Annotated in this window: 18 protein-coding genes; 15 read left to right on the top strand and 3 right to left on the bottom strand. The window is 50.2% G+C overall.

Features of this window, described 5'->3' with window-relative positions:
* Positions 1–249 precede the first annotated feature (249 nt).
* Both JEM67_RS26350 and JEM67_RS26345 read left to right on the top strand, forming a co-directional pair.
* Positions 250–1,017, top strand: a complete 768-nt coding sequence (locus JEM67_RS26350; protein ID WP_199638710.1) for a winged helix-turn-helix domain-containing protein — start codon at positions 250–252, stop codon at positions 1,015–1,017.
* Entirely contained in the window at positions 989–1,480 is a 492-nt protein-coding gene (locus JEM67_RS26345) for a hypothetical protein (protein ID WP_199638709.1), read from the top strand. The genes JEM67_RS26350 and JEM67_RS26345 overlap by 29 nt, the downstream gene beginning before the upstream one ends.
* Before the next feature lie 325 nt (positions 1,481–1,805).
* Here the strand turns inward: JEM67_RS26345 and JEM67_RS26340 are convergent, their stop codons facing one another.
* A complete protein-coding gene (locus JEM67_RS26340; RefSeq protein ID WP_199638707.1) occupies positions 1,806–2,072 on the bottom strand; it encodes a hypothetical protein in 267 nt (88 codons plus the stop codon).
* 1,256 nt (positions 2,073–3,328) lie between these two features.
* Positions 3,329–4,096: a transcriptional regulator gene (locus JEM67_RS26335; protein WP_199638705.1), complete on the bottom strand. Its 768-nt coding sequence runs from the start codon at positions 4,094–4,096 to the stop codon at positions 3,329–3,331.
* A 421-nt stretch (positions 4,097–4,517) separates the two neighbouring features.
* On the opposite strand from JEM67_RS26335, the gene JEM67_RS26330 reads away from it, so the two are divergent.
* The 13 genes from JEM67_RS26330 to JEM67_RS26270 all read left to right on the top strand — a co-directional run bounded on the left by JEM67_RS26330 (position 4,518) and on the right by JEM67_RS26270 (position 16,877).
* The gene (locus JEM67_RS26330) at positions 4,518–5,045 is read left to right on the top strand and encodes a fimbrial protein (RefSeq protein WP_199638703.1); all 528 of its coding nucleotides are present in this window, start codon (positions 4,518–4,520) and stop codon (positions 5,043–5,045) included.
* Between the two features lie 89 nt (positions 5,046–5,134).
* The gene (locus JEM67_RS26325) at positions 5,135–5,677 is read left to right on the top strand and encodes a fimbrial protein (protein WP_199638701.1); all 543 of its coding nucleotides are present in this window, start codon (positions 5,135–5,137) and stop codon (positions 5,675–5,677) included.
* A gap of 37 nt (positions 5,678–5,714) precedes the next feature.
* Complete coding sequence (locus JEM67_RS26320; protein ID WP_199638699.1) at positions 5,715–8,249, top strand: outer membrane usher protein; 2,535 nt, start codon at positions 5,715–5,717, stop codon at positions 8,247–8,249.
* 42 nt (positions 8,250–8,291) lie between these two features.
* On the top strand, positions 8,292–9,050 hold the full coding sequence (locus JEM67_RS26315; RefSeq protein WP_199638697.1) for a fimbria/pilus periplasmic chaperone: 759 nt from the start codon (positions 8,292–8,294) through the stop codon (positions 9,048–9,050).
* Positions 9,051–9,086: 36 nt separating this feature from the next.
* Positions 9,087–9,749, top strand: coding sequence for a fimbrial protein (locus JEM67_RS26310; RefSeq protein WP_199638695.1), 663 nt, complete (start codon positions 9,087–9,089; stop codon positions 9,747–9,749).
* Positions 9,750–9,851: 102 nt separating this feature from the next.
* Entirely contained in the window at positions 9,852–10,796 is a 945-nt protein-coding gene (locus JEM67_RS26305) for a fimbrial protein (protein WP_233527848.1), read from the top strand.
* 122 nt (positions 10,797–10,918) lie between these two features.
* Complete coding sequence (locus JEM67_RS26300; RefSeq protein WP_199638693.1) at positions 10,919–11,425, top strand: fimbrial protein; 507 nt, start codon at positions 10,919–10,921, stop codon at positions 11,423–11,425.
* A gap of 20 nt (positions 11,426–11,445) precedes the next feature.
* The gene (locus JEM67_RS26295) at positions 11,446–11,925 is read left to right on the top strand and encodes a fimbrial protein (protein ID WP_199638691.1); all 480 of its coding nucleotides are present in this window, start codon (positions 11,446–11,448) and stop codon (positions 11,923–11,925) included.
* A gap of 9 nt (positions 11,926–11,934) precedes the next feature.
* Entirely contained in the window at positions 11,935–12,462 is a 528-nt protein-coding gene (locus JEM67_RS26290; protein ID WP_199638689.1) for a fimbrial protein, read from the top strand.
* Positions 12,463–12,545: 83 nt separating this feature from the next.
* Positions 12,546–13,343: a hypothetical protein gene (locus JEM67_RS26285; protein ID WP_199638687.1), complete on the top strand. Its 798-nt coding sequence runs from the start codon at positions 12,546–12,548 to the stop codon at positions 13,341–13,343.
* Between the two features lie 218 nt (positions 13,344–13,561).
* On the top strand, positions 13,562–15,151 hold the full coding sequence (locus JEM67_RS26280) for a PglL family O-oligosaccharyltransferase (protein ID WP_233527847.1): 1,590 nt from the start codon (positions 13,562–13,564) through the stop codon (positions 15,149–15,151).
* Between the two features lie 27 nt (positions 15,152–15,178).
* Positions 15,179–15,766: a helix-turn-helix transcriptional regulator gene (locus JEM67_RS26275; RefSeq protein WP_233527846.1), complete on the top strand. Its 588-nt coding sequence runs from the start codon at positions 15,179–15,181 to the stop codon at positions 15,764–15,766.
* A gap of 253 nt (positions 15,767–16,019) precedes the next feature.
* Entirely contained in the window at positions 16,020–16,877 is an 858-nt protein-coding gene (locus JEM67_RS26270) for a hypothetical protein (RefSeq protein WP_199638685.1), read from the top strand.
* A gap of 528 nt (positions 16,878–17,405) precedes the next feature.
* Here the strand turns inward: JEM67_RS26270 and JEM67_RS26265 are convergent.
* Positions 17,406–20,735, bottom strand: coding sequence for a GLUG motif-containing protein (locus JEM67_RS26265; RefSeq protein ID WP_199638683.1), 3,330 nt, complete (start codon positions 20,733–20,735; stop codon positions 17,406–17,408).
* Positions 20,736–20,770: the final 35 nt, after the last annotated feature.

Here is a 20,770-nt window from a genome sequence, read left to right as displayed (position 1 = left end):
TGCGTGCTGCGAACTATTGGTTGGCTTATCTAACAAAGTTCTTTTAATTCAGGGCATAAAAATAAACTTTATCATCAGGCGAGATCCTGGGAATAGGGTTACGACATGAATACCCTTGGACATCCTATGTTCTTTTGTTGTAGCATTGATAACTAAGAATTTTCTTAGGTTGTTTTTATTTTTATTGGCGTGGCTAGATTGATGTTTTTATTTGTTTGTCGTGCTTTTTAATGAAATAAGAGTGGATAAATGAAATTTGTGATTAACAAGAGAATTATCTTTCATGAGGATAATTCCACGATAGAGTTGCTGGATGATACTATCGAACCGGTTACGCTTACCACAACGTTATGCAGAGTGCTCTCTCTGTTGGTGAAGAATAACAATCTACTGCTGACCAGAGAGTTTCTTTTGTCCAATGCTTGGGATGAGTATGGAAAGTCTTCTTCACACAGCAACCTGAATAACTATATTTCGATGATCAGGAAGATATTCAACTCCTTTGGTGAGAGTGAGATTATTGTCACTGTGCCTCGTCAAGGGTTTATGTTTTCTGCCGCTGAAGTGAACACGATTGATGGAGAGAGTTCGGTGAGTGAGAACCTGCCGACACCTGCGGCAGCGGTAAAGTGGAGGCCTGCTGGCCTGGTATCGCTGGTGCTGGCGGCCATGGCGATCCTTATGGTTACGGCTTATCCTTTTTTTGATCGATATCAGCCTGTCAAACACAGTGAAATTGGTAAGATAGACCGCTGTTCTGTCGAGCTCTTAACTACGTCACACTATGTCAAGCATGCCGATGATGAGCTGGAAAAAGTAAAACCACTGATTGAATCTGCAAGGTTTAACTGTCAGGTGCCTGCAACCATTTATTATTTTAACACCAAGATGTTGGTCAGCAGGGCCGGCATGAATAACGCCATATCTTTTCTATCTTACTGCCCTGCCTCACGGTTAGAGGGGGTTGAAGCTCAGTGCGAGAATACCCATGAGATTATCGAAAAAAGGCAATTATAAGAAAACTATTTGTATCGCGGTCTCGGTATTATCCGTATTGATCATCGCGGGCATGTCCTACTTGATGTTTGATTTTCACACCGTGCCGGAATGTAAAGCGGTGGTGAAAATCATCCGGCCCATTGACGGGGAAAAGAAAGAAAACGTTATCCTGATCAATCTGGTGTCCTCCGGTTTCCGTGAGACGACCTTTATGATTAATGGGCATGCTAACGGCGTGAAGGGGACCTATACGCTGTCACGGATGATCGAGGCTGATTACAAATATCGAGGCGGTTATTACTATTTTACCGTAAAAAAGATGAAAAAACAGCCAGCGGATAATGCCGGCCAGGACGATGTAAGCCAGACATTACCGATCATAAACAGCAAGTATTTTTTACTGAAAATAGAGATGCTGAATACAAAAAACTATGTGTTTAGCGGAAACCGCGCCCCTGCTTTTATTTGCACCAAAACCTAAATGCAGTCTTGTTCCATAATAGCGTTCGGTAGTGTGTTCTGAACGCTATTATGAGGTATTGCAAGATAACATGACAGAGTGATGTTATCTATAAGCTTTATTATGGTGAAAATTATTATACAAGCGGGCCCATTGCTTATCTAGGGCATCGGATTTTGACGTGTAGTTGTGATGAGCATGATGTGATTGGGTACGGCCCGACGCTCGTGGATTACCATAAAAAGTAAATACAGGAGCATCAGAGCCGTTCAATACTAAAAGTGTTACCCATTATGCGGTCTGATCTGCAACCGAACATCCCACTCAGATATTGGATGGCACTTTATTATTTTTTGCAGGAGCTAATGAATTGTCTTAAGAATGCATCCGCGCAAAGTGTTTTTTGAACATCATTTTCAATCTGTGGGTTATTGACTGAAACGGAAGCGCCATCCTTGCCATTTGTATTATTACCTGTGGCGGATTCACCAACGTGGACGCTATTCTGTCCACCGTTGGTACCATGAACGCCGCCATTGATAACAACGGCAGAGGTTGCTGAAAAAGAAACTAATGAAATAATAACCATGGATGCTAATTTAAATTTAAGCATAAATTCAATCTCTATTGTTAATAGTGTGGATTAAGTAGCTGCGCCATCATGGGCTCGATGCTTTCTAAGCAAAAAATCAGAAGGGTGAGGACTATCATCAATGTAATAAAACTAAAATTGAATTCCCTTTGGTTTTGTTGCTATCGGTCATTCTAATTGTGAAAATAAAATTGTAAAGCATTTGATTAAAATAAGTCTTTGTTAATGTTTTAAATATAACATTTTTTAATATATAACTTATGTGTATGTTTTATATATATGTTTTATTTATTTCTATTAGGCTACATATAGATTTAGTTTATGGTTGTGGGAATCAAAAATTGACGGTTTCTCTGCTTGTTTTATATGATTTATTAGGTATTTCTAATTACATATATCTAAATGACTTTTCCTGCCTAAAAATTTGATACTTTTATGATAAATGAAGGTGGGCCAGAATGGTCTTCTTCCTAATGTTAAACATGACTGGTGGAATGTTTACACCTTGCTGAGTAGCCGATTTCAGGATTATTGCTATAGGTCAGTCTCATCGTTTTGGCGCAGCTTTCACCTATGCCGTTACTGGGTGGGCTCATGGGCTGTTGTTGTCCTCTGACAGTTGAGCGAACCATACAGGCAAGCTGTCCATCAACTACTTTGCAGAGCTCTCTGGGAGATCGCCCATCGAAGCGATGTGCCAATGAACAGGGTTACATGCAGAAGCGCCTCAGTATCGAAGTCACCGGTACTTTACGTAAATAGAAACCAAGCCTAAGAGAGGTTCTGGTTTACCAGCGGTTCAGGGCTGAGATCGTTGGCCTGCTCAACCTTTATCGAGGGAGTTCGTCCGTTGGTTTGTCGTCGCGACCCTTATCACAATACCGGTTGAACGGTATTGGGTTACGGCATCATGTAAGGTAGAGCCGTTACTGAGAAATGTTGACTCACCATTTCCTGCTATAAGTGGCGCACGCTGTACTTCCCGCCTTGCTACTGAGTTTCCAACGCTGTTGCACCATACCGTAGGCCGATCAAGCAGTGAAGGTCTGCTTTCTACATTCTTTGTAGCAAAAGTTCGCTGAATAACGGTCCCATAATAGCCTTCGAGAATGAGCAGAGTGCTATTATGGGGTTGTTAGAGATCAGCTGACCTGGCGATGTAATCTATTAACCTGACTGCAAGTAAAATCTTGCACGGGATTATCTTGTTACGACGATTTTTTTGCTCATTTTTATTGTTTTTCCTTCTCACGTACTTTACTGCCCCATCCTCTCCTCTAACTTTTTATATAGCTTAACTCGCAAGTGGCAGAGACATCCAGTGGGCAGTAGGCGAGTACCGATGCGTAGGAGGGTGATCCCTTTTCCTTGATATTGAAATAGTAATAAATGTTAGCCTTGTCCTCACAGGTGTAGCGCTCAGAGATCGCGCTTTCAACTTTTTTAGGTGACATACCGTTGTATTTAATTGAGTAAATGTCACAGTTATTGTATTGCCCCAGTTTGGTAATGTTGCTGACTGGGATTTGCTTATAGGCCATGCTCAGTAAATACGGGAATGCGAGGATTATCGCGATAAGGCCTACCTTTTTCAAAGAGACTTTTCGCCACCACGAGACTGGCAACCTTAACTCTACCGGTGAGCGTTCTGGTTTTATTTTTTCCTTATCATCGCTCTCCACGATAATGTCTGTTTGTAACAGTGCGGCGTTGAGGTCCTGCCGGGTTATTTTTTTTGCAACGAATTTAAATCCCTGTCTTGGGTAGGTGATGATCAGTTCTTCGGTATCAATCTTAGCCAGCGATTTTCTCAGGCCTGAGATATAGTTATTCAGATTACTGTCAGTCGCTTTAAGTCCATAATCCTCCCACACCTCATCAAGCAGCTGTTTGCGCTTAATGAGCATGTCATTATTCCTCACAAAGATAGACAAAAGTCTACATGCGGGTTTAACCAGTAAGATCTCATTGTCTGGATTGTCGATATCCTCCAGCGTTCCTTCATATTCGTTGTATTTAATCTTCTTGTTTATAACGAAAATCATTTTCGAAAACCTTCCTTTTGGTTGGGGAAGCTGATTTTGCTATCACAATTTTCTTTTTTCAATAACCCGACTGGTTTGGGTATAGGATTAATCTGCTTATTTGTCACATATTAATTAATGTTGCGTCTATAAATATTTATGAATATATGTATTGTTATATAAAGACTGTCATTTTTGGAGCTTTTTTATATAAAATGGCACTTATTTTTTATTAAATCCCGTTTTTTTATCGATTAACACTATATTGTTTCGGGGTGAGTGCGGTTGCGGTACATTGTAGTGGCTGGCGGTGAGCTGGTTGAAAATAAGGTTGGTAGGAAAGAGCTTAGGTTAATCGCTACTTTCTCTCCTCCCTTCACTCAATAAACTTGTTAATTGATTATCGATATCTTCTTCTTATAAAGGAATGTAAGGGCTTTTTATGAAACTGAACAAAATTATGATGGCGGCAGTACTGGCTTTCGGCGCAACTTCTATGATGGCACAAGCAGCAAACCAGGGCGCCGGTACTGTGACTTTTAAAGGCGCAATTATTGACGCACCTTGTTCTATTGCTCCTGAATCTGTTGATCAAACTGTAGATATGGGTCAAGTATCGAACGTTGCACTGAAAAAAGGTGGTAAATCCATGCCACGCCCGTTCGACATTAAATTAGAACAGTGTGATACCTCCACAATGAAAACCGTAACCACTACCTTTAGCGGCAAGTCTTCAGCGACGAGCGCAGACCGCTTGGGTATCATCGGCAACGCCAGCGGCGCCAGCATTGCTATCACCGATATGGCAAGCAACCCGATCAAACTGGGCGTTGCGACACCTACTCAGACGCTGAACGACGGTAACAACACACTTCGTTTCGCTGCCTACCTGCAGGGTGATGGCGCATCTGCTGCAGTAGTTCCAGGTGATTTCACTGCCGTGGCTGATTTCAAGCTGGCTTACCAGTAAGCATCAACCGTTGGTGTAATGTCTTTTGCATGCGAGATATCTCGCATGCATTTTTCCTGGGATAGGAAGGTATTTGTCAAAGGTGTTCAATGAATCAGCTTATTCGCTTTGTAGTGGTTCCCTGCATATTGATCAGCACGTTTATTTCCCCAACGCAGGCTGCCACTAAGGCACAGGGATGGGGACGCATCAATATGCAAGGGGCCATTATCGATACTGCCTGTGCTATTGCAGCAGGCAGTCGGGAACAGGTTATTGATATGGGAACAATACCCGTTGCCGATATTATTCGCGACGGCCAGGGAATAACACATTCGTTCTCTATTGAATTAATTAACTGCGTATTAACTCGGGCCAATAATAAACTGCCGGACTGGAAGCATTTTCAGGTGACTTTTGACGGTGAAAAAGACGGCACATTATTTGGCGTGCAGGGGGATGCAAAAGGCGTTGCGCTGCAAATTGCCGATGGCCGGGGAAATATTGCAACACCAGGGAAACCCTTGCCGCTTGAGGATATTTCATTAGGGACCATGCAGCTGAATTATGCCATGCGGCTGGTAAGCAATAACCAGTCATTGCGGGCCGGAGGATATTCCTCTGCCGTACGCTTCAAACTGGATTATTACTGATGCGGATAAAAATTATTAAATAACAGGGTAGATGGCTATGGTGTTTTTTCCTGCAGGGACGCGGTTCCGCATTCAGTTATTAAGGGCCTGTATTTGTCTGGCGATAAGTTCGGCGGTGCCGCTGACTTATGCCGATGACGGCATACAGTTTAATACTGATGTGCTGGATGTGAATGACCGAAAAAATATCGACCTGAGCCAGTTCTCGCGTAGCGGTTACATGATGCCGGGGACCTACAGCCTGACGGTACACATCAATAAAAATGAGTTGCCGGAGCAGAATGTTCCTTTCTATCCGCCGGATGATGATCCGAAAGGCAGCCAGGCCTGTCTTTCGCCGGCACTGGTGGATCAACTGGGGCTAAAGGCGGATGCGCTGAAAGCACTGACCTGGTGGCACCAGAACGAATGTCTGGACATTACCAGCCTGAAGGGCATGGAGGCTCGGGGTGACCTGGCGACTGCGGCGCTGTACCTGAGCATTCCCCAGGCTTATCTGGAGTACGCCTCGGCGGACTGGGATCCGCCTTCGCGCTGGGATGAAGGCATTCCAGGGCTGCTGTTTGACTACAACCTTAATGGTCAGACTCAGCGTCAGCAGCGGGACGGCTCGCAGCGCTATAACCTGAGCGGCAACGGCACCACCGGTGCCAACCTGGGGGCATGGCGGTTGCGCGCCGACTGGCAGGGGCAACTCAATCACCAGAGCGGCAGCGGGCAGGGCACCGACCAGCAACTGGACTGGAGCCGCTACTACCTCTACCGGGCACTGCCGTCACTGCGCTCAAAGCTGACGCTGGGGGAAGATTATCTTAACTCCGGCCTGTTCGACAGCTTCCGCTTCAGCGGTGCCAGCCTGGTGTCGGACGACAATATGCTGCCGCCGAACCTGCGTGGTTATGCGCCGGAAGTGGTGGGGGTGGCGAAGACCAACGCCAAAGTAACCATCAGCCAGCAGGGCCGGGTAATTTACGAGACTCAGGTGGCGGCTGGGCCGTTCCGCATACAGGACATCAACGATGCAGTGTCCGGTGAGCTGGATGTGCGGGTGGAAGAGCAGGACGGCAGCGTGCAGGCGTTCACCATGAACACCGCCAACATTCCGTACCTGACCCGCCCTGGCTCGGTGCGGTACAAATTTGCGGCGGGCCGGCCGTCAGACTGGCAGCACCACACCAACGGCCCGCTGTTTGGTACCGGGGAGTTTTCCTGGGGGGTGAGCAACGGTTGGTCATTGTACGGCGGTGCGCTGGGCGGCGGTGATTACAACGCGGCATCGATGGGTATCGGCCGCGACCTGATGGCGCTGGGCGCGCTGTCGTTTGACGCCACACAATCGCGGGCGCGTTTGCCGCAGCAAGGCGGCACGTTGAGCGGCGGCTCGTACCGGCTGAGCTACTCGAAGAGCTTTGACGAGCTGGACAGCCAGGTGACTTTCGCCGGTTACCGCTTCTCGGAACAAGACTTTATGAGCATGAGCGAGTACCTGGATGCTCGTTACGAGGGGCGTCGAACGGGTAACAGCAAAGAGATGTACACCATCACCTTTAACAAGCAGTTCCGGGATGCGGGGGTCAGTTTGTACCTGAACTACGACCACCAGACCTACTGGGATCGGCCGGTGAATGATCGTTATAACCTGACGCTGTCGCGCTACTTCGATATCGGTCGGTTCAAGAACCTGAGCCTGTCGCTGGCCGGGTACCGCAACAAGTATAACGGCAGCAATGACGACGGTATGTATATGTCGCTGTCGATGCCGTGGGGCAACGGCGCTAATGTCAGCTACAACACCACGGCGAATCATAACGACACCACCCACCGGGTGGGGGTTTACGACCGGCTTGACGAGCACAACAACTACCAGCTGAGCGCGGGCCACTCACGCGGTGGCGCCAACCTGAGCGGTTATTACAACCACGAGGGTGATATTGCCCAGATGAGCGCCAACGCCAGCTACCAGGAAGGTAGCTACAGCGCGCTGGGCTTCTCCGCGCAAGGGGGCGCCACAGTAACACCGCAAGGCGGCGCACTGCACCGCATCGGCATGCCGGGCGGGACTCGTCTGCTGCTGGATACCGGCGGCGTGGCCGGGGTGCCGGTGCGCGGCTATGGTAGCACCAGCAACACCAACATGTTCGGCAAGGCGGTGGTGACGGACGTGAGCAACTACTACCGCAACCAGGCCAGTATTGATCTGAACAAGCTCGGCGACAACGCCGAGGCCACCAAATCGGTGGTACAGGCCACCCTGACCGAGGGCGCGATCGGTTACCGGAAATTTGACGTAATCGCCGGGGAGAAGGCGATGGCGGTGATTACCCTGGCGGACGGCAGCACGCCGCCGTTCGGCGCCACGGTGATGAACGCCAACAAACAGGAAACAGGGATAGTGAACGACGGCGGCAGCGTCTATCTGAGCGGCATTCAGGCCGGTGACCGCATGACGGTGCACTGGGGCGGCGCGGCGCAATGCGCCATCAGCCTGCCGAAAATGCTGCCGGACAGCACGCTAAGCAACCTGCTGCTGCCGTGCCAGGCGCTGCCGGCGGACGAGTCAGACGCGCAGTAAGCGTACCGACACCCTATTTGAATCAGCGAGAGAGAATTTTTTATGAAAACGCATTTTGCCATTAATAAACAGTGCCTGACCACCGCCGCCCTGCTGGGCGCATTGCTGGCCCCGCAGGCGCAGGCGGCGATCGCGCTGGACCGTACCCGGGTAATTTTTGATGGCGGCCAGAACTCGGTCAGCCTGAACATCAGCAACCAGAACAAGCAGTTGCCTTACCTGGCGCAGGCGTGGCTGGAAGATGAACAGGGCAACAAAATCCAGAGCCCGCTGGTGGTGCTGCCGCCGGTACAGCGCGTGGAGCCGGGCAAGCCGAGCCAGGTAAAAATCCAGGCGCTGCCGGTGGCCAAACAGCTGCCGCAGGACCGCGAGACGCTGTACTACTTCAACCTGCGGGAAATCCCGCCGAAGAGCGACAAGCCGAACACCCTGCAGATAGCGTTGCAGACGCGTATCAAGCTGTTCTACCGCCCAGCGGCGATCGCGTTGCAGCAGAACGCCGCGCCTTGGCAGGAGCAACTGACGCTGACAAAACAGGGCGACAAATACCAGGTGAATAACCCGACGCCGTACTACATCACGATAGTGGATGCCGGTAGCAAGAAAGGTGCGGAAGGCGTGAAGGGTTTTGAGCCGCTGATGGTGCCGCCGAAGGGCAATATGTCATTGGGCGTCAGCGCGGCTGCGTTGGGTGGCGCGCCGGTACTGACCTACATCAACGATTACGGCGGCCGTCCGCAACTGACCTTTAGCTGCAGCGGCAGCGCCTGCCAGGTAGTGCCGGAAAAGAACAAGTCATAACGCCGTAGTCAGGGCAGGTGAACAGGAGGAAGAACGATGCAACGGATAAGCAAAACACTGAGTCAACACCTGCCGGGTTACCGCGACTGGCAGTACTACGGCACCCTGGGTGCATTGGCGCTGATGGCGCCCATCACGCTTGGCACGATGCTGTTGTTGCTGCCGAATGCTCACGGGCAGGCGGTGGATAACTGGTATACCGACGGTGCCAACGGCGTGTTGCAGGTGCGCGGTGCATTGACCGAGAGCGCCTGTCGGCTGGAGATGAGCAGTGCGCGCCAGGATATTCAACTGGGTGAAACCGGCACCGGTCGGTTGCAACAGGTGGGTGACCGGGGCACGCCGGTGGGGTTTGAGCTGCGTTTACAAGATTGCCTGCGCAGCCCGGCGAGCAGCCGCGATAGCCGCACCGGAGCACTGACCTGGGCGGCACATCAGCCGGCGGTAACGGTGGGATTCAGCGCACCGGCGGACGTTAACAACCCGCAACTGGTGCAGGTGCAGGGCGTCTCTGGGCTGGCGCTGCGCCTGACCGACCCATTAGGGCAGGACGTGCGGCTGGGCAGCCGCGGGCAACCGCTGTTGTTGACGCCGGGGCAGAACACGCTGGCCTACAGCGTGGCGCCGGAACGCACTCGTGCGCCGTTGGTGGCGGGTGCCTATTCGGCATCGGTGGATTTTCGGCTGAGTTATGACTGATGGCATAAGTATTATGGCTGTCTTGCTGCCCTCGTTGGAATAATGGATAAGCAATGGTTTACAGAACCATGACAATTTCTTTAATTTATTTTCAGGTGAACAATGATAAAGTTAATATACAACCCGCATATGTTATTATCTTTATTTCTTTTTTTATTTATAGGAGATGCGAAAGCGTTTACCTGCAGAACATCCGATGGAGGAATTATCCCTCCAGGTGGTTCAACAACACCCGTTGATGTAAGGGTTAATATCGGGCCACTTCTAAACGAGGGGGTGAATGAAATTGTCAATGTAGGCCAGATTAGCTGTAGCAGCGAAGCCACTTGGATGGATGTTTTATACACAGATTATGGCGCTATATCCTTAAATCCTATTGGTAAAAATACTGAGTACGGCATGTATATTAATGGCGTCCGTTATATGGCCCCAGTTCCCAGGTTAATTAATGTCTTAACCGTATCTGATCACGAGAAGAAGGCATTAGACATTAGAGTATTTATCAAACTTAAGTCCTCTCCTGCAGCGGATATCATCATCAGGAAAGGTGATATTATCGGGTATATGAACTTCATTCAGAACAATAGTTTAAGTGGTTGTCCTCAGTGTGGTCCTTATCGCTGGCGTTTGATTGCCAATAACGATGCCTATTTCGCTACAACCAGTTGTACTATTAATGGTGCGAAGCAGGTGAACGTTGAGTTTGGGCTGATGAGTACAGATAAGTTTACTCAGAGTGTTAGCAATGCTCAGGTTAAAAAAGAACAAAGTATTATTTATCAATGTGATGATACCAAGGCGACGCAAGATATTTTGGTTAGATTGATTGGGGATACCAGTAGTTTTTCATTAGACCTGATTAGAAGCAGTAATGAAAATTTGGGTGTTGCCATGATGTATAACAATGAGGTGGTTAGGCCAGGTAAAACTTTTAGAACGCGTATTGTTAATGGTGTGGGGAATGATACTGTCACATTTATACCTGTGAAAAAAATGTGCCTTCTGAAAATATTGCAACAGGACCTTTTTCTGCCTCGGCAACGTTAGTGTTCAGTGCACCCTGAGGTTGAGTATTACCGGCAATCAATAGGCTATATCTAGAGGTTGGCTTGGGAAAAATGGAAAAAAGGTTAAACAATCAGAGATAAGAAACGGAGATATGGCAAAAAATGAGGAAAAAAAACTATTCAATCTTTGAGTCTCTGCTGATTTCAGGAGCCATGTTTTCGGCGGTAATATTCAGTGCCAGCAGCCGTGCTGATACCACCATCAATATCACAGGCACAGTTATCGCTCCGTTGTCCTGCGTGATTAACGGCAACCAAGCTATAGCTGTGGACTTTGGCAACGATCTGATCACCACACGGGTAGACGGCAGTAATTATATGAAGACGGTGGATTACACCCTGGTATGCAAAAACAACACCTCAAACGCAATAAAAATGAAGATAGAGGGTAGCGCGACATCTTTTAATCAGAGTGCCTTGCAGACCGATCAGGCCGATCTGGGAATTGAGCTTCGCGCTGATGGCCAGCGGTTCCCTATCAATAGCTGGTTGAATTTCACCTACCCGAACAAGCCTTTGATGCAGGCGGTGCCGGTGAAACGGGCCGGTGGCGCGCTGAAAGTCGGCGCTTTCAGCGTTGCGGCAACCCTGATGGTGGACTACCAGTGAGCAGAGAAATGGGCAAAAAAATGACATTGTTGCGCTGTTTCTCCGTTGCGTTGCTGTTGGGAAGTATGCAGGCCCAGGCTTTTCCTAATATGGCGTTTTACGGCACCTTAAATGCGCCGCCGCCCTGCACCATCAACAATGGTGAGCAGGTTGACGTGGACTTTGGCGATCGTGTCGGGGTGAACAAGGTCGATGGCCAGAACTATATGCAAATGGTGAACTACCGTATCAGCTGCGAGCAAGGTATCACCGGTTTGGATATGGGGTTGATGGTTTCCGGTAGCCCCACCGGGTTCGATACCGCTGCGTTGCAGACCAATATTCCCGATTTGGGGGTCCGTTTGTTACAAAATGGCCAGCCTTTCGCGCTGAACAAGCGCATGAATATTGATGTGGCGAACCCGCCGGTATTGCAGGCGGTGCCGGTCAAAAAACCGGGTGTGGAGCTGAAGGCCGGCGCCTTTGCGGTGACAGCGACGTTACTGGCAGATTACCAATAGGAAAGCAGCATGCGTGTAATGAAAAAAATGCTTATCGGCCTGCTGGTGGGTGCGGTCACCCTGCCGGCGCTGGCGGCGGAGAATATGCGGTTGCATGGCGCTCTGGTGGAGGAACCTTGCACCCTTCTGCCTGGGGATGAAAGCGTGCAGCTGGATTTTGGTACTGTGATAAATAAATACCTGTACCAAAACCAGCGAACCCTCAGCAAGTCGTTTCAGCTGCGTTTGGCTGATTGCGATACCAGCCTGGGCAAGGTGGTGAAAGTACGTTTCAGTGGTACCGAGAATCCGAACCTGCCAGGTCTACTGGCGCTTGATGGCAGCAGCCAGGCGCAGGGGGTGGCAATAGGGTTTGAAACGGCGCAGGGGCAACCTTTGCTTTTAGAAACTGCGACTCAAGACAACCTACTGAGCAATGGCAATAATATTGTCCTTATCAAGGCGTATGTCCGTGGCGAGCCGAACGCCATCGCGAATAAAACAATCCGGCTTGGGGCGTTTTCCGCGTTGGCTACATTTACATTGCTTTATGAGTGAGCATTGGGGCGTACAGTTGTTGATGGTTTTTGGGTTATTTCTGATGGCAGATTAACGGTTTTTTAATTTAGCGAGGTGTGTAATTGATATTATTTTTTAAACGTATATCTTACCTTGTTTTATTTTTTTTATTCTCTGCGGTTTCACACGCCGAAATTATTGTGGAAGGTGTGTATACGCCCCTGCCATCGACATCAATATATGAATACAACATTGCGTCGGCAGATGTGAACGATACAACCCTCAACCCTTGCTATAAGGTTGCAACCTGTTCAATGATGGTGGCGTGGTATTTCGTAGGAGGTGGTAATAGTTGGGGTGCTAAATATGACAATCGATATTACCCATGGGTGTCAAGCTCTAAAACCATGGGTGAGGTAGGCTCCGCCCTATATAAAAATAATATAATTGGTCGTAAGGGCAGGTCAGGAGTATCTGGACCGTTACGATGCCAGTTTTTTGGCTATATGCTCAATGGTGGAACTCCTCTCCGTCTTCCTGGAACGTTCTGCCGGCCAACCACTATTGATCCTGCTCAGTGTCATATTGATGAAAGCAATATGAATATAGATTATGGGATTGTTCACTCCGACCGCGCGAATGGGCTGGTTGCTCAGACCGTTATACATGCATCTTGCACCCAGGATATGAGCATCAAAGTCATCGATGCGACAGGGGTGGGAAGTACTGTCAACCTGCGCCCTGACGGAAGTTTGAAAGCAAAAATAACCATTAATGACGTACCTATGGCCACAGGGTACTCCTTTACGGCAACGCCTTCAGGAACTGCATTGAATATAAAGGCAGAGTTGGTTGCTTCAGGCGATGTTTTACCTGGCGATTTTAATGGTATTGCCATTCTGGTTATTTCACCTGCGTGATTTTTATTTTAGATGAATTTATTTTTGCATTAAGTGTAAATTAATAATGTTTTGTTTTTAGTGAGTTAAGGGAAATTATGTGGAGCATGACGAATGATAAAAAAAAATGGATGGCCGGTATGTTTTTTATCTGGCTCGCTCTACTTATGCATATCTACATCCCCAATAGGGGAGGGGTGGGTTTAGCACTGCCGCAAAATATTCTCAGCTGGAGCACGATGGTACTACTTAGTCTGATTGTCTGGCTGTGTGTTGGGTCCAAAAAACGCAGCATCATAATAACCCCCACGGCTAAGTTATTATTTATTTCCTTAGTGCTGTTGGCTATTCCGTTGTTTTATACCCGGCAGGAATGGCTGGAAGCTGCCTCATGGCGCTGGGCTGGGTTATTGGGTGGCCTGATATTCTATTTTTCCTGGCTGCAGGTGTCTGCATCTTTCCACTTGCGACAGGTGGTGTATTACGGCCTGCTGTTTGCCATCAGCGTGCAGGCCTTGCTGGCACTATTGCAGTTGTTTGCCCCAGAGTTGAGCTGGGTGGCGTTCAGGGCCAGCCGGGTGTACGGCATCTTCCAGCAGCCCAATGTGCTGGCGAGCTTTATTGCCACCGGACTGGCGCTGGCGCTGATGCTGTTTTTGTTGCCGGGCTTTGCCCTGCGACGGGCGCGGTATGAGCACTGTCGCCTCGCCGTTCTTGGCATCCTGCTGTTGGTGCTGCCGGCGTTGCTGGTCTGGATACAGTCCCGCGTCGGCTGGCTGGGCGGCACACTGGTTACCCTGCTGTTTCTCTGGCGCTTTTATGCGGTATTTCCCGTGCGCTGCAAACAGGCCCTCATGCTCATCGCGGCCGGGGCGGCGACCGGGATTGCCGTCATGCTGTTGGCTGATGTGGTCGGGCACGGAGAGGAACTGCGTTACCTCAGCCACGAGGGCTCCAATCAGGCACGCTGGACCATGTTGCGCGACACGCTGCGCATGATTGCCGCGAAGCCGTGGCTGGGCTGGGGATATGGGGGCTTTGAATACAGTTTCCTTCATTTTCGCATTAACCAGATACCACCGACGGTGGTGACCGAAATCGCCAACCATCCGCACAACGAAATTTTGTTGTGGTGGGTGGAGGGCGGCCTGGTGGCGTTGCTGGGGATGGGGCTGATTATCGCCGGCGGTCTCCGGCTGGTGTGTCGGGCCTGGCGTCAGGACCGGCAGGCGTTTGCCGACGGGCGGCGGTGTGCCGGGGAACCGACGGCGCTGTGTTTCGTGCTGTTGCCGATAGTGTTGCATACCCAACTGGAGTACCCGTTTTACCTGTCCGCGTTGCACTTTATGGTGTTCCTGTTGCTGCTGGCGATGCTGGACTGCCAGGTGAGTGGCGAGGCGGGCCGCAAACCCTTGCCTGCCGTGATGGGTAGGGTGCTTCGCGGCGGCCTGTCGCTGTTGTCGCTCGGGACGGTGGTGGTGATGGCATTTGCCCTGCAGGGCGGGTTGACGTTAACCCGTGCCGAGCGTACCGGCCTGGCGGATATCACGGCGGTCAGGGCCATGCCTGGGCTGTCGGCCTGGGTACATCAGGACCGCAAGGGGTTCGATGAGCAGGTGCATGCCCTGCTGATGTTCAATCGCACCGGCGATGAGCGCCTGCTGGAGGGGTATGTACACTGGGCCAACGGCTATTTGAAAAAACGTATAGATAGAAATGTGTACGCCAGTTTGTACTTGATATTGAAGCATCAGGGGAACAACACGCAGGCTGAAAGGCTACGGCGGGAAGCAATAGCCTTTTTTCCTGATGATCCACGGTTTATGTAAACAGGAGCGTCATTTAAAAGGAGGGAAATGGATATGTCAGTGAAAATATCAATCATAGAGAATAATCTATTTTTTGCTGAAGGGTTGAAATATGCGTTATCAGAATACTTTTCCCTGAAGGGAGAAACCGTTGAGTTTTTAGCAGAAGAAAACAGTAACGCCGCTGTCGATCTGGTTTTTATTGCGCAGTCTGAATCAGGCAATGTGTCATATTGTGACAGAGGTACGCGCGAGACGGACTCCCCCCCGCTGTATATCTCGATACGTAAAATAAAACCTGCCCAAGCGACGAAGGAGAAAGCATGTTCTCGTGAATTGGGGGTTTTAGATTGTCATGCCGATCTCGAGGCTTTGTTTCATCTGTTGGATGACAAGCTTTGGCGAATGAGCGTAATTAGTGCTGCAGCAACACCCTGTTTTTTTTGCTTAAGCAGAAGGCTCAGCGGTAGAGAGAAGGAGGTTGTCTCTTATCTCCGGTTAGGGGTGAATCAAACGCAAGCAGCAAAGTATATGCACTTGAGCGTGAAAACGGTTCACACCTATAAACAGTCTGTTATGCGCAAGCTTAACTTAAGACGGAAAAATGATTTTTTTAGTTGGTTATTGAAAGTTTAACTTTTATTTGAAAGGGATTTTATGTTGTTTTCCATGCTGTTTATTTGTGTGGCGATAAGTATTTTTTCATTTTATAAGCACTTCTCTTTGATGAAGCGAAAGAGTGTATTCGTATCTCGCCGAAAGGTTTGCGGGGAAAAAAGGAGATGGTGTAGGCATTAATTCACAGGGATCTATTCACCTATAAAATTATTCGTGTGATGTGGTCGTTATTTTGCTCGTGGTTAATGGTTGTAATCCCGGAGTGTATACTATGTCATTTATTCGTTTAAATAAATCCAATGTTTTTTTACTGGTTTTTCTCGCCATGTTTTCTTGTATCCCTTTGAAGGCTGTAGCCGGATGGGAAGTAGAGTACGCCAATTGGAATCCTACAACACAAGTAATGTATGTTAATGTTGGCCGTCCTGATATGACAAGTGGTGAGAGAAATCCTTGTTTGAGTGCTAATAAGTCTTGTTCTATTAGGGTCATAGTGAATCAATATAGGAATGGGCGGTATGTTAATACGCATATTATTCGCTACTGGACGTGGGGATATGGAGGGGCTTTTCCATGGGCCGATTTAATGAATCTCGCTACTGTGGGTGATCTGGAGAGGTACCTTAATGATCGAGTTAATTTACCTCAATTATACTATGCGTCTAATATATGGGGTATGCAGGCCACTGATACTGCCGAGGCTTGTATAGCATATAACCTTGGTTCGGGGGATAATACATCGACTAAAATTTGGCCAGGTTCTATCTGCAAGATTGCCACTCCGCCAGGCGTAACGTGTGATATTGAACCGGCACAAATAAATCTGAATCATGGCGAGGTGATTATCTCATCAGTCAATCAAAATGTTGCTACTGCCACTGCATATGCCAAGTGTTCAAGCAGTATGTCTCTAAAGATTCGGGCTGTTTCAGGTGGGAGGGTTGATCTGGGTCGTGGCGGCAGCCTGGTGAGTATACTTTCTATTGGCGGGGTGCAAGGTGGTGGCGGGAATATTGTGGCAACCCCTGCGGGGACCCCGGTAGAGATAAAATCCACCTTGCAACAATCTGGCGCTATTGCGGAGGGGCCATATAGTGGGAGTGATATCATTTCTTTTTCTGTTAATTAATATATAATGCAATTATTTTTTTCGTGGTGGTATTTTTCACTGGGCTGTGAAAGTCAGCTCAGTGTTTTTTAATTGTATTCATTGTGTATTAATCTATTTTACTTAGTGAGTATACGCAACCGGATTTTTTTAAAAAAAACTATAAATATATTTACCATTAATTTAATGATTCAAGTTTTAGGGGGGCTTAACGGGCTAACGACCCTGTAAATAATCCACTATCAACTCCCCAGAATGCTTTGTGTTAACTCCCCGGTGTAAAATTAGGGCTATTACTTACTACCAGACGTTGCCCATTCTTGAGTAAGGGGCTTGTTGCCCGATATTCAGATATCGCCGCTCAATAGAAATGGACCGTTGATTTTACTTGGCGCATACCCTCAATCAATCATTCAGGTGGGCAAGCTTACCGTAGCGGAATGCAATAAATGATGATTTTTATAATGAATAACGTAAACAAGAGGCGTTTTTCATTCTCAACCTTCGGTATGGGGAGAACCGGCAGGCGCATTGCCTGCCGGGTAATGCTTACTTAATTGAACCAGGACGCGGGCTTAAACCTGCCAGCGGCAGTTTTTCAGACTCTCCGGAAACTTGATTACCGCTCAGATAACCGAAGTTAATGCCTGCCAAACCACCGATGCGCTGGCCGGCCGACGGCGCTAACCGCAGGATGTTGCCTTTAAACACCGAGTTGTTTATTTTGCTGAAGTTCTTACCCGCCAGCCCACCTAATATAGCGTTGTTCCCGCCGCTGAGCTGGCCTGAGGCCGTTGAGTTGACAATCAGCGCTTCGTTTTGCCCCGCGATTCCACCAACGCTACTGTTGTTGCCACCGGTGACTTTCCCCGAGGTTTCGGCCAGCGAGATGTTACCTGATGCCCCCGTTGCATGGATGCCGACCAACCCGCCGGCATAGCTTTCAGCGCCGCCGGTAACGTCACCCGTTGCGTTCACCAGGGATAATGCGCCGCTGTTGTACCCAACCAAACCGCCGCTGTAGCTTTTATCCCCACCTTTAACGTTCACATTAGCCTGTGCGTTTTTGATACTGCTGTGATCATTGTTACCCACTAACCCGCCAACGCGGCTGTTATGGCCTGCGCTCACGGTACCCTGGGTAGTGACATTATTAATGTTGCCGCCAATATTGTTACCCACTAACCCGCCAACGTAGCCGTTATCGCCTGCGCTCACGTTACCTTGGGCGCCGGCATTATCAATGGTGCCGTTAATATTGTTACCTACCAAGCCGCCCACGTTGGTACCGCCGCTGACATCACTTTGTGCCTGAACATTGCTGAGCTTCGCCCCGCGATTCTCACCCACCAGGCCGCCTGCTGAAGCGCTGCGATACCCCGTTACATTCCCGCTTGCTTGCGAGTTGCTAATGTCACCGCCGGTGTGCAAACCCACCAATCCGCCAACCAGGCTGTCTTTTCCTGCAAAGACATTGCCGTGATAAGCGACGTTGGACAGTTCACCGAGGTTATAACCCACTAAACCGCCGATATTAGCGTTAGCGCCGCCGGTGACGGTATTGTCGGCATGCGAGTTTTTAATCTCGCCATAGTTGTTGCTGCCGACCAACCCACCCACATTGGCGGAGGCAAGATCCGAGACGTCACCGCTCGCTTTGGCTTTATTGATTGTGCCGTGCAAGTTCCAACCGACCAGGCCACCGATAGCCTCTGCGCCATTGCTCTTCACCGTACCGCCGGCAGAGGAATTGGAGGCTGTGCCATTGTTTAGGCCAATCAACCCACCGACATAGCTGCTTTGCCCGCCAGCGACGTTGCCGGAAGCATGTGAATTCGCAATTTTGCCTGGCGAACCATTGAAGCCAACCAGCCCACCAACGCTAAGACCGGCGCCCTTCGCGGTAACACTCCCCTGACTTGAGGCGTTGGCAATCGAGCCGCCATCATTTTTCCCCACCAGGCCGCCCACGCCGCCATATAAAGCGCTGTCTTGCATGTCGCCTGACACCTCGACATTCGCCTGGCTATTGCTCACGCTGGCATTGCTCCCAAAGCTGGTGCCGACCAACCCGCCGATGGAGACCGTATCGCGATCCCCGACCGCCTTGCCGGATGCAGAGACATTCGCCAGTGAACCGGTGTTCCAACCAACCAGCCCGCCGATCTCGCTGCCGCCGCTGACCTGGATGTTTTTGGCCTTAACGTTGGAAATCTCTCCGCTATTGAGGCCCGTCAATCCACCGACAAACGCGCCATTTCCGTTGTCGGTCACGGTCAACGAGTCCAGATTCAGGTTGCTGATGCGCCCGGCTGAAGCGTTGAATAAGCCAACGTATGGCCCCTTACCCGTCACAGACAACCCTTTGACGGTATTGCCCAGGCCGTCGAAGACGCCGGTAAAGGTGCGGTCGCCGCCAATTGAATCGATACGGCTACCGTCGGTAATATTCGTGCCCAACACATAACGGCCGTTCATATTATTTTCGATGCCGTGCAACTGGTTCAGGCTCTGTACCACCTGGTAGTCTTCGCCATTGGCGCTGAAGGTTGCTTTGGCGCCGGACAGCGTCACTGCCGCATCGTTATTCAGCGCATAACCGGTTTTGTGATTCAGTTCCAGCCCGGCACCCGCACCTGTGGCCTTCAGCGGCGCGTTGATCTTGATGCCCGCACGTTCGGAAGTCAGTGACAGTTTGTTGTCGCTCTGCCAGTCAACCGCTCCTGATACAGCCACATCACCCTGGGTACTGGTCAGCGCCACGTTGTTGTTCGCCAGGCCATTGGCCAGCGTCGTCGCATTCAGGGTACCGTTATCGGCAACGTTAACCTCGGCTGCTGCAAGCTTCCAGCTGCCGGTTTTTCCGCTGGCAGCACGGGTGGTCACCTGCGCGGTCGGTTGTACCGCCACGCGCGCACCACGGGTTTCTACCACGCCGCCGTTGCCTGCCACCGCACTCGCATCAAGAGTACCCGCCACGTTCACCACGCCGCTGTTGCCGCCGTCCAGCACGATACGCCCCGCCTGATTGCTCAGCGTGGTGGCCGTGATGGTCCCCTGGTTATTCACCACGGTTTGCAGCACATCGCTGGCCGCTTTGGCGGTCATCAGCACCTGGCCGCCCTCGGCCTTCAGCAACCCGCCGTTCTGCGCCAGCGCATTCACCGCCGCGCCGTCTACCTGCAGGTTCAACAGTTTGTCGCCGTCAAAGTTCAGCGTGATGTCATCACCCGCGCCCAGCGCGATGCTGCCCATCTGCGCCTGAATAACGCCCTGGTTGCTGACGCGGGCGCCCAATAGCGCCACACTGCCGGCTTGCGCTGTCGTCAAGGTACCGTCGTTGCGCACTTCCGCCTGGGATTTGCCGACGAAGCGGTTTTTACCCGCCAGGAAATCGTCATTGCTGATATCACGCGTCGAGGCCACCAGCCCGCCCACGTTAACCTGGGCGTTCTTGCCAAACACCACGCCGTTCGGGTTCACCAGGAACACTTTGCCGTTGGCGTCGATTTTCCCTTGGATATCACTGCCGTTGATGCCCATCACGCGGTTCAGCGCCACCGAGCTGCTGCCCGGCTGATGGAAGGTCACGCTTTCGTTGCTGCCGACGTTGAAACCGTCCCACTGCGTGATCAGCTTGTCGCTTTGCTGATTGATGGTCATCTGCTGGCCGTTAGTGGAGACAGCGCCCTGACCGGCAACGATATTCTGCCCGGTCGGCAGGGCGTAGGCAGGCTCCAGTGCCGCCAGGCCCAGCAGCGACAGCGCCACCGCCAGGCGGCGTTTGCTGCTGCGCTTGCCGCGGCGGCTGCTGTTTTCGCTGACCACGTTCCAGCAGTCCTGCGCAGGGTTCCATACCAATGCGTAGATTTTATTCATTATTATTTCCTTGTTTTATAAAGTGCTGCTTCCCG

The organism is Serratia sp. PAMC26656 (assembly GCF_016469055.2).
Lineage (GTDB): Bacteria > Pseudomonadota > Gammaproteobacteria > Enterobacterales > Enterobacteriaceae > Serratia > Serratia plymuthica.
Note: the sequence above shows the minus strand (reverse complement) of the source record. Positions and strands in the feature narration are given on the sequence as shown.

Excerpts from the sequence above, each read along its gene's own strand:
- JEM67_RS26350 (WP_199638710.1), top strand. The coding sequence starts at position 250 with ATGAAATTTGTGATTAACAAGAGAATTATCTTTCATGAGGATAATTCC.
- JEM67_RS26345 (WP_199638709.1), top strand. The coding sequence starts at position 989 with ATGAGATTATCGAAAAAAGGCAATTATAAGAAAACTATTTGTATCGCG.
- JEM67_RS26340 (WP_199638707.1), bottom strand. The coding sequence starts at position 2,072 with ATGCTTAAATTTAAATTAGCATCCATGGTTATTATTTCATTAGTTTCT.
- JEM67_RS26335 (WP_199638705.1), bottom strand. The coding sequence starts at position 4,096 with ATGATTTTCGTTATAAACAAGAAGATTAAATACAACGAATATGAAGGA.
- JEM67_RS26330 (WP_199638703.1), top strand. The coding sequence starts at position 4,518 with ATGAAACTGAACAAAATTATGATGGCGGCAGTACTGGCTTTCGGCGCA.
- JEM67_RS26325 (WP_199638701.1), top strand. The coding sequence starts at position 5,135 with ATGAATCAGCTTATTCGCTTTGTAGTGGTTCCCTGCATATTGATCAGC.
- JEM67_RS26320 (WP_199638699.1), top strand. The coding sequence starts at position 5,715 with ATGGTGTTTTTTCCTGCAGGGACGCGGTTCCGCATTCAGTTATTAAGG.
- JEM67_RS26315 (WP_199638697.1), top strand. The coding sequence starts at position 8,292 with ATGAAAACGCATTTTGCCATTAATAAACAGTGCCTGACCACCGCCGCC.
- JEM67_RS26310 (WP_199638695.1), top strand. The coding sequence starts at position 9,087 with ATGCAACGGATAAGCAAAACACTGAGTCAACACCTGCCGGGTTACCGC.
- JEM67_RS26305 (WP_233527848.1), top strand. The coding sequence starts at position 9,852 with ATGATAAAGTTAATATACAACCCGCATATGTTATTATCTTTATTTCTT.
- JEM67_RS26300 (WP_199638693.1), top strand. The coding sequence starts at position 10,919 with ATGAGGAAAAAAAACTATTCAATCTTTGAGTCTCTGCTGATTTCAGGA.
- JEM67_RS26295 (WP_199638691.1), top strand. The coding sequence starts at position 11,446 with ATGACATTGTTGCGCTGTTTCTCCGTTGCGTTGCTGTTGGGAAGTATG.
- JEM67_RS26290 (WP_199638689.1), top strand. The coding sequence starts at position 11,935 with ATGCGTGTAATGAAAAAAATGCTTATCGGCCTGCTGGTGGGTGCGGTC.
- JEM67_RS26280 (WP_233527847.1), top strand. The coding sequence starts at position 13,562 with ATGGTACTACTTAGTCTGATTGTCTGGCTGTGTGTTGGGTCCAAAAAA.
- JEM67_RS26275 (WP_233527846.1), top strand. The coding sequence starts at position 15,179 with ATGGATATGTCAGTGAAAATATCAATCATAGAGAATAATCTATTTTTT.
- JEM67_RS26270 (WP_199638685.1), top strand. The coding sequence starts at position 16,020 with ATGTCATTTATTCGTTTAAATAAATCCAATGTTTTTTTACTGGTTTTT.
- JEM67_RS26265 (WP_199638683.1), bottom strand. The coding sequence starts at position 20,735 with ATGAATAAAATCTACGCATTGGTATGGAACCCTGCGCAGGACTGCTGG.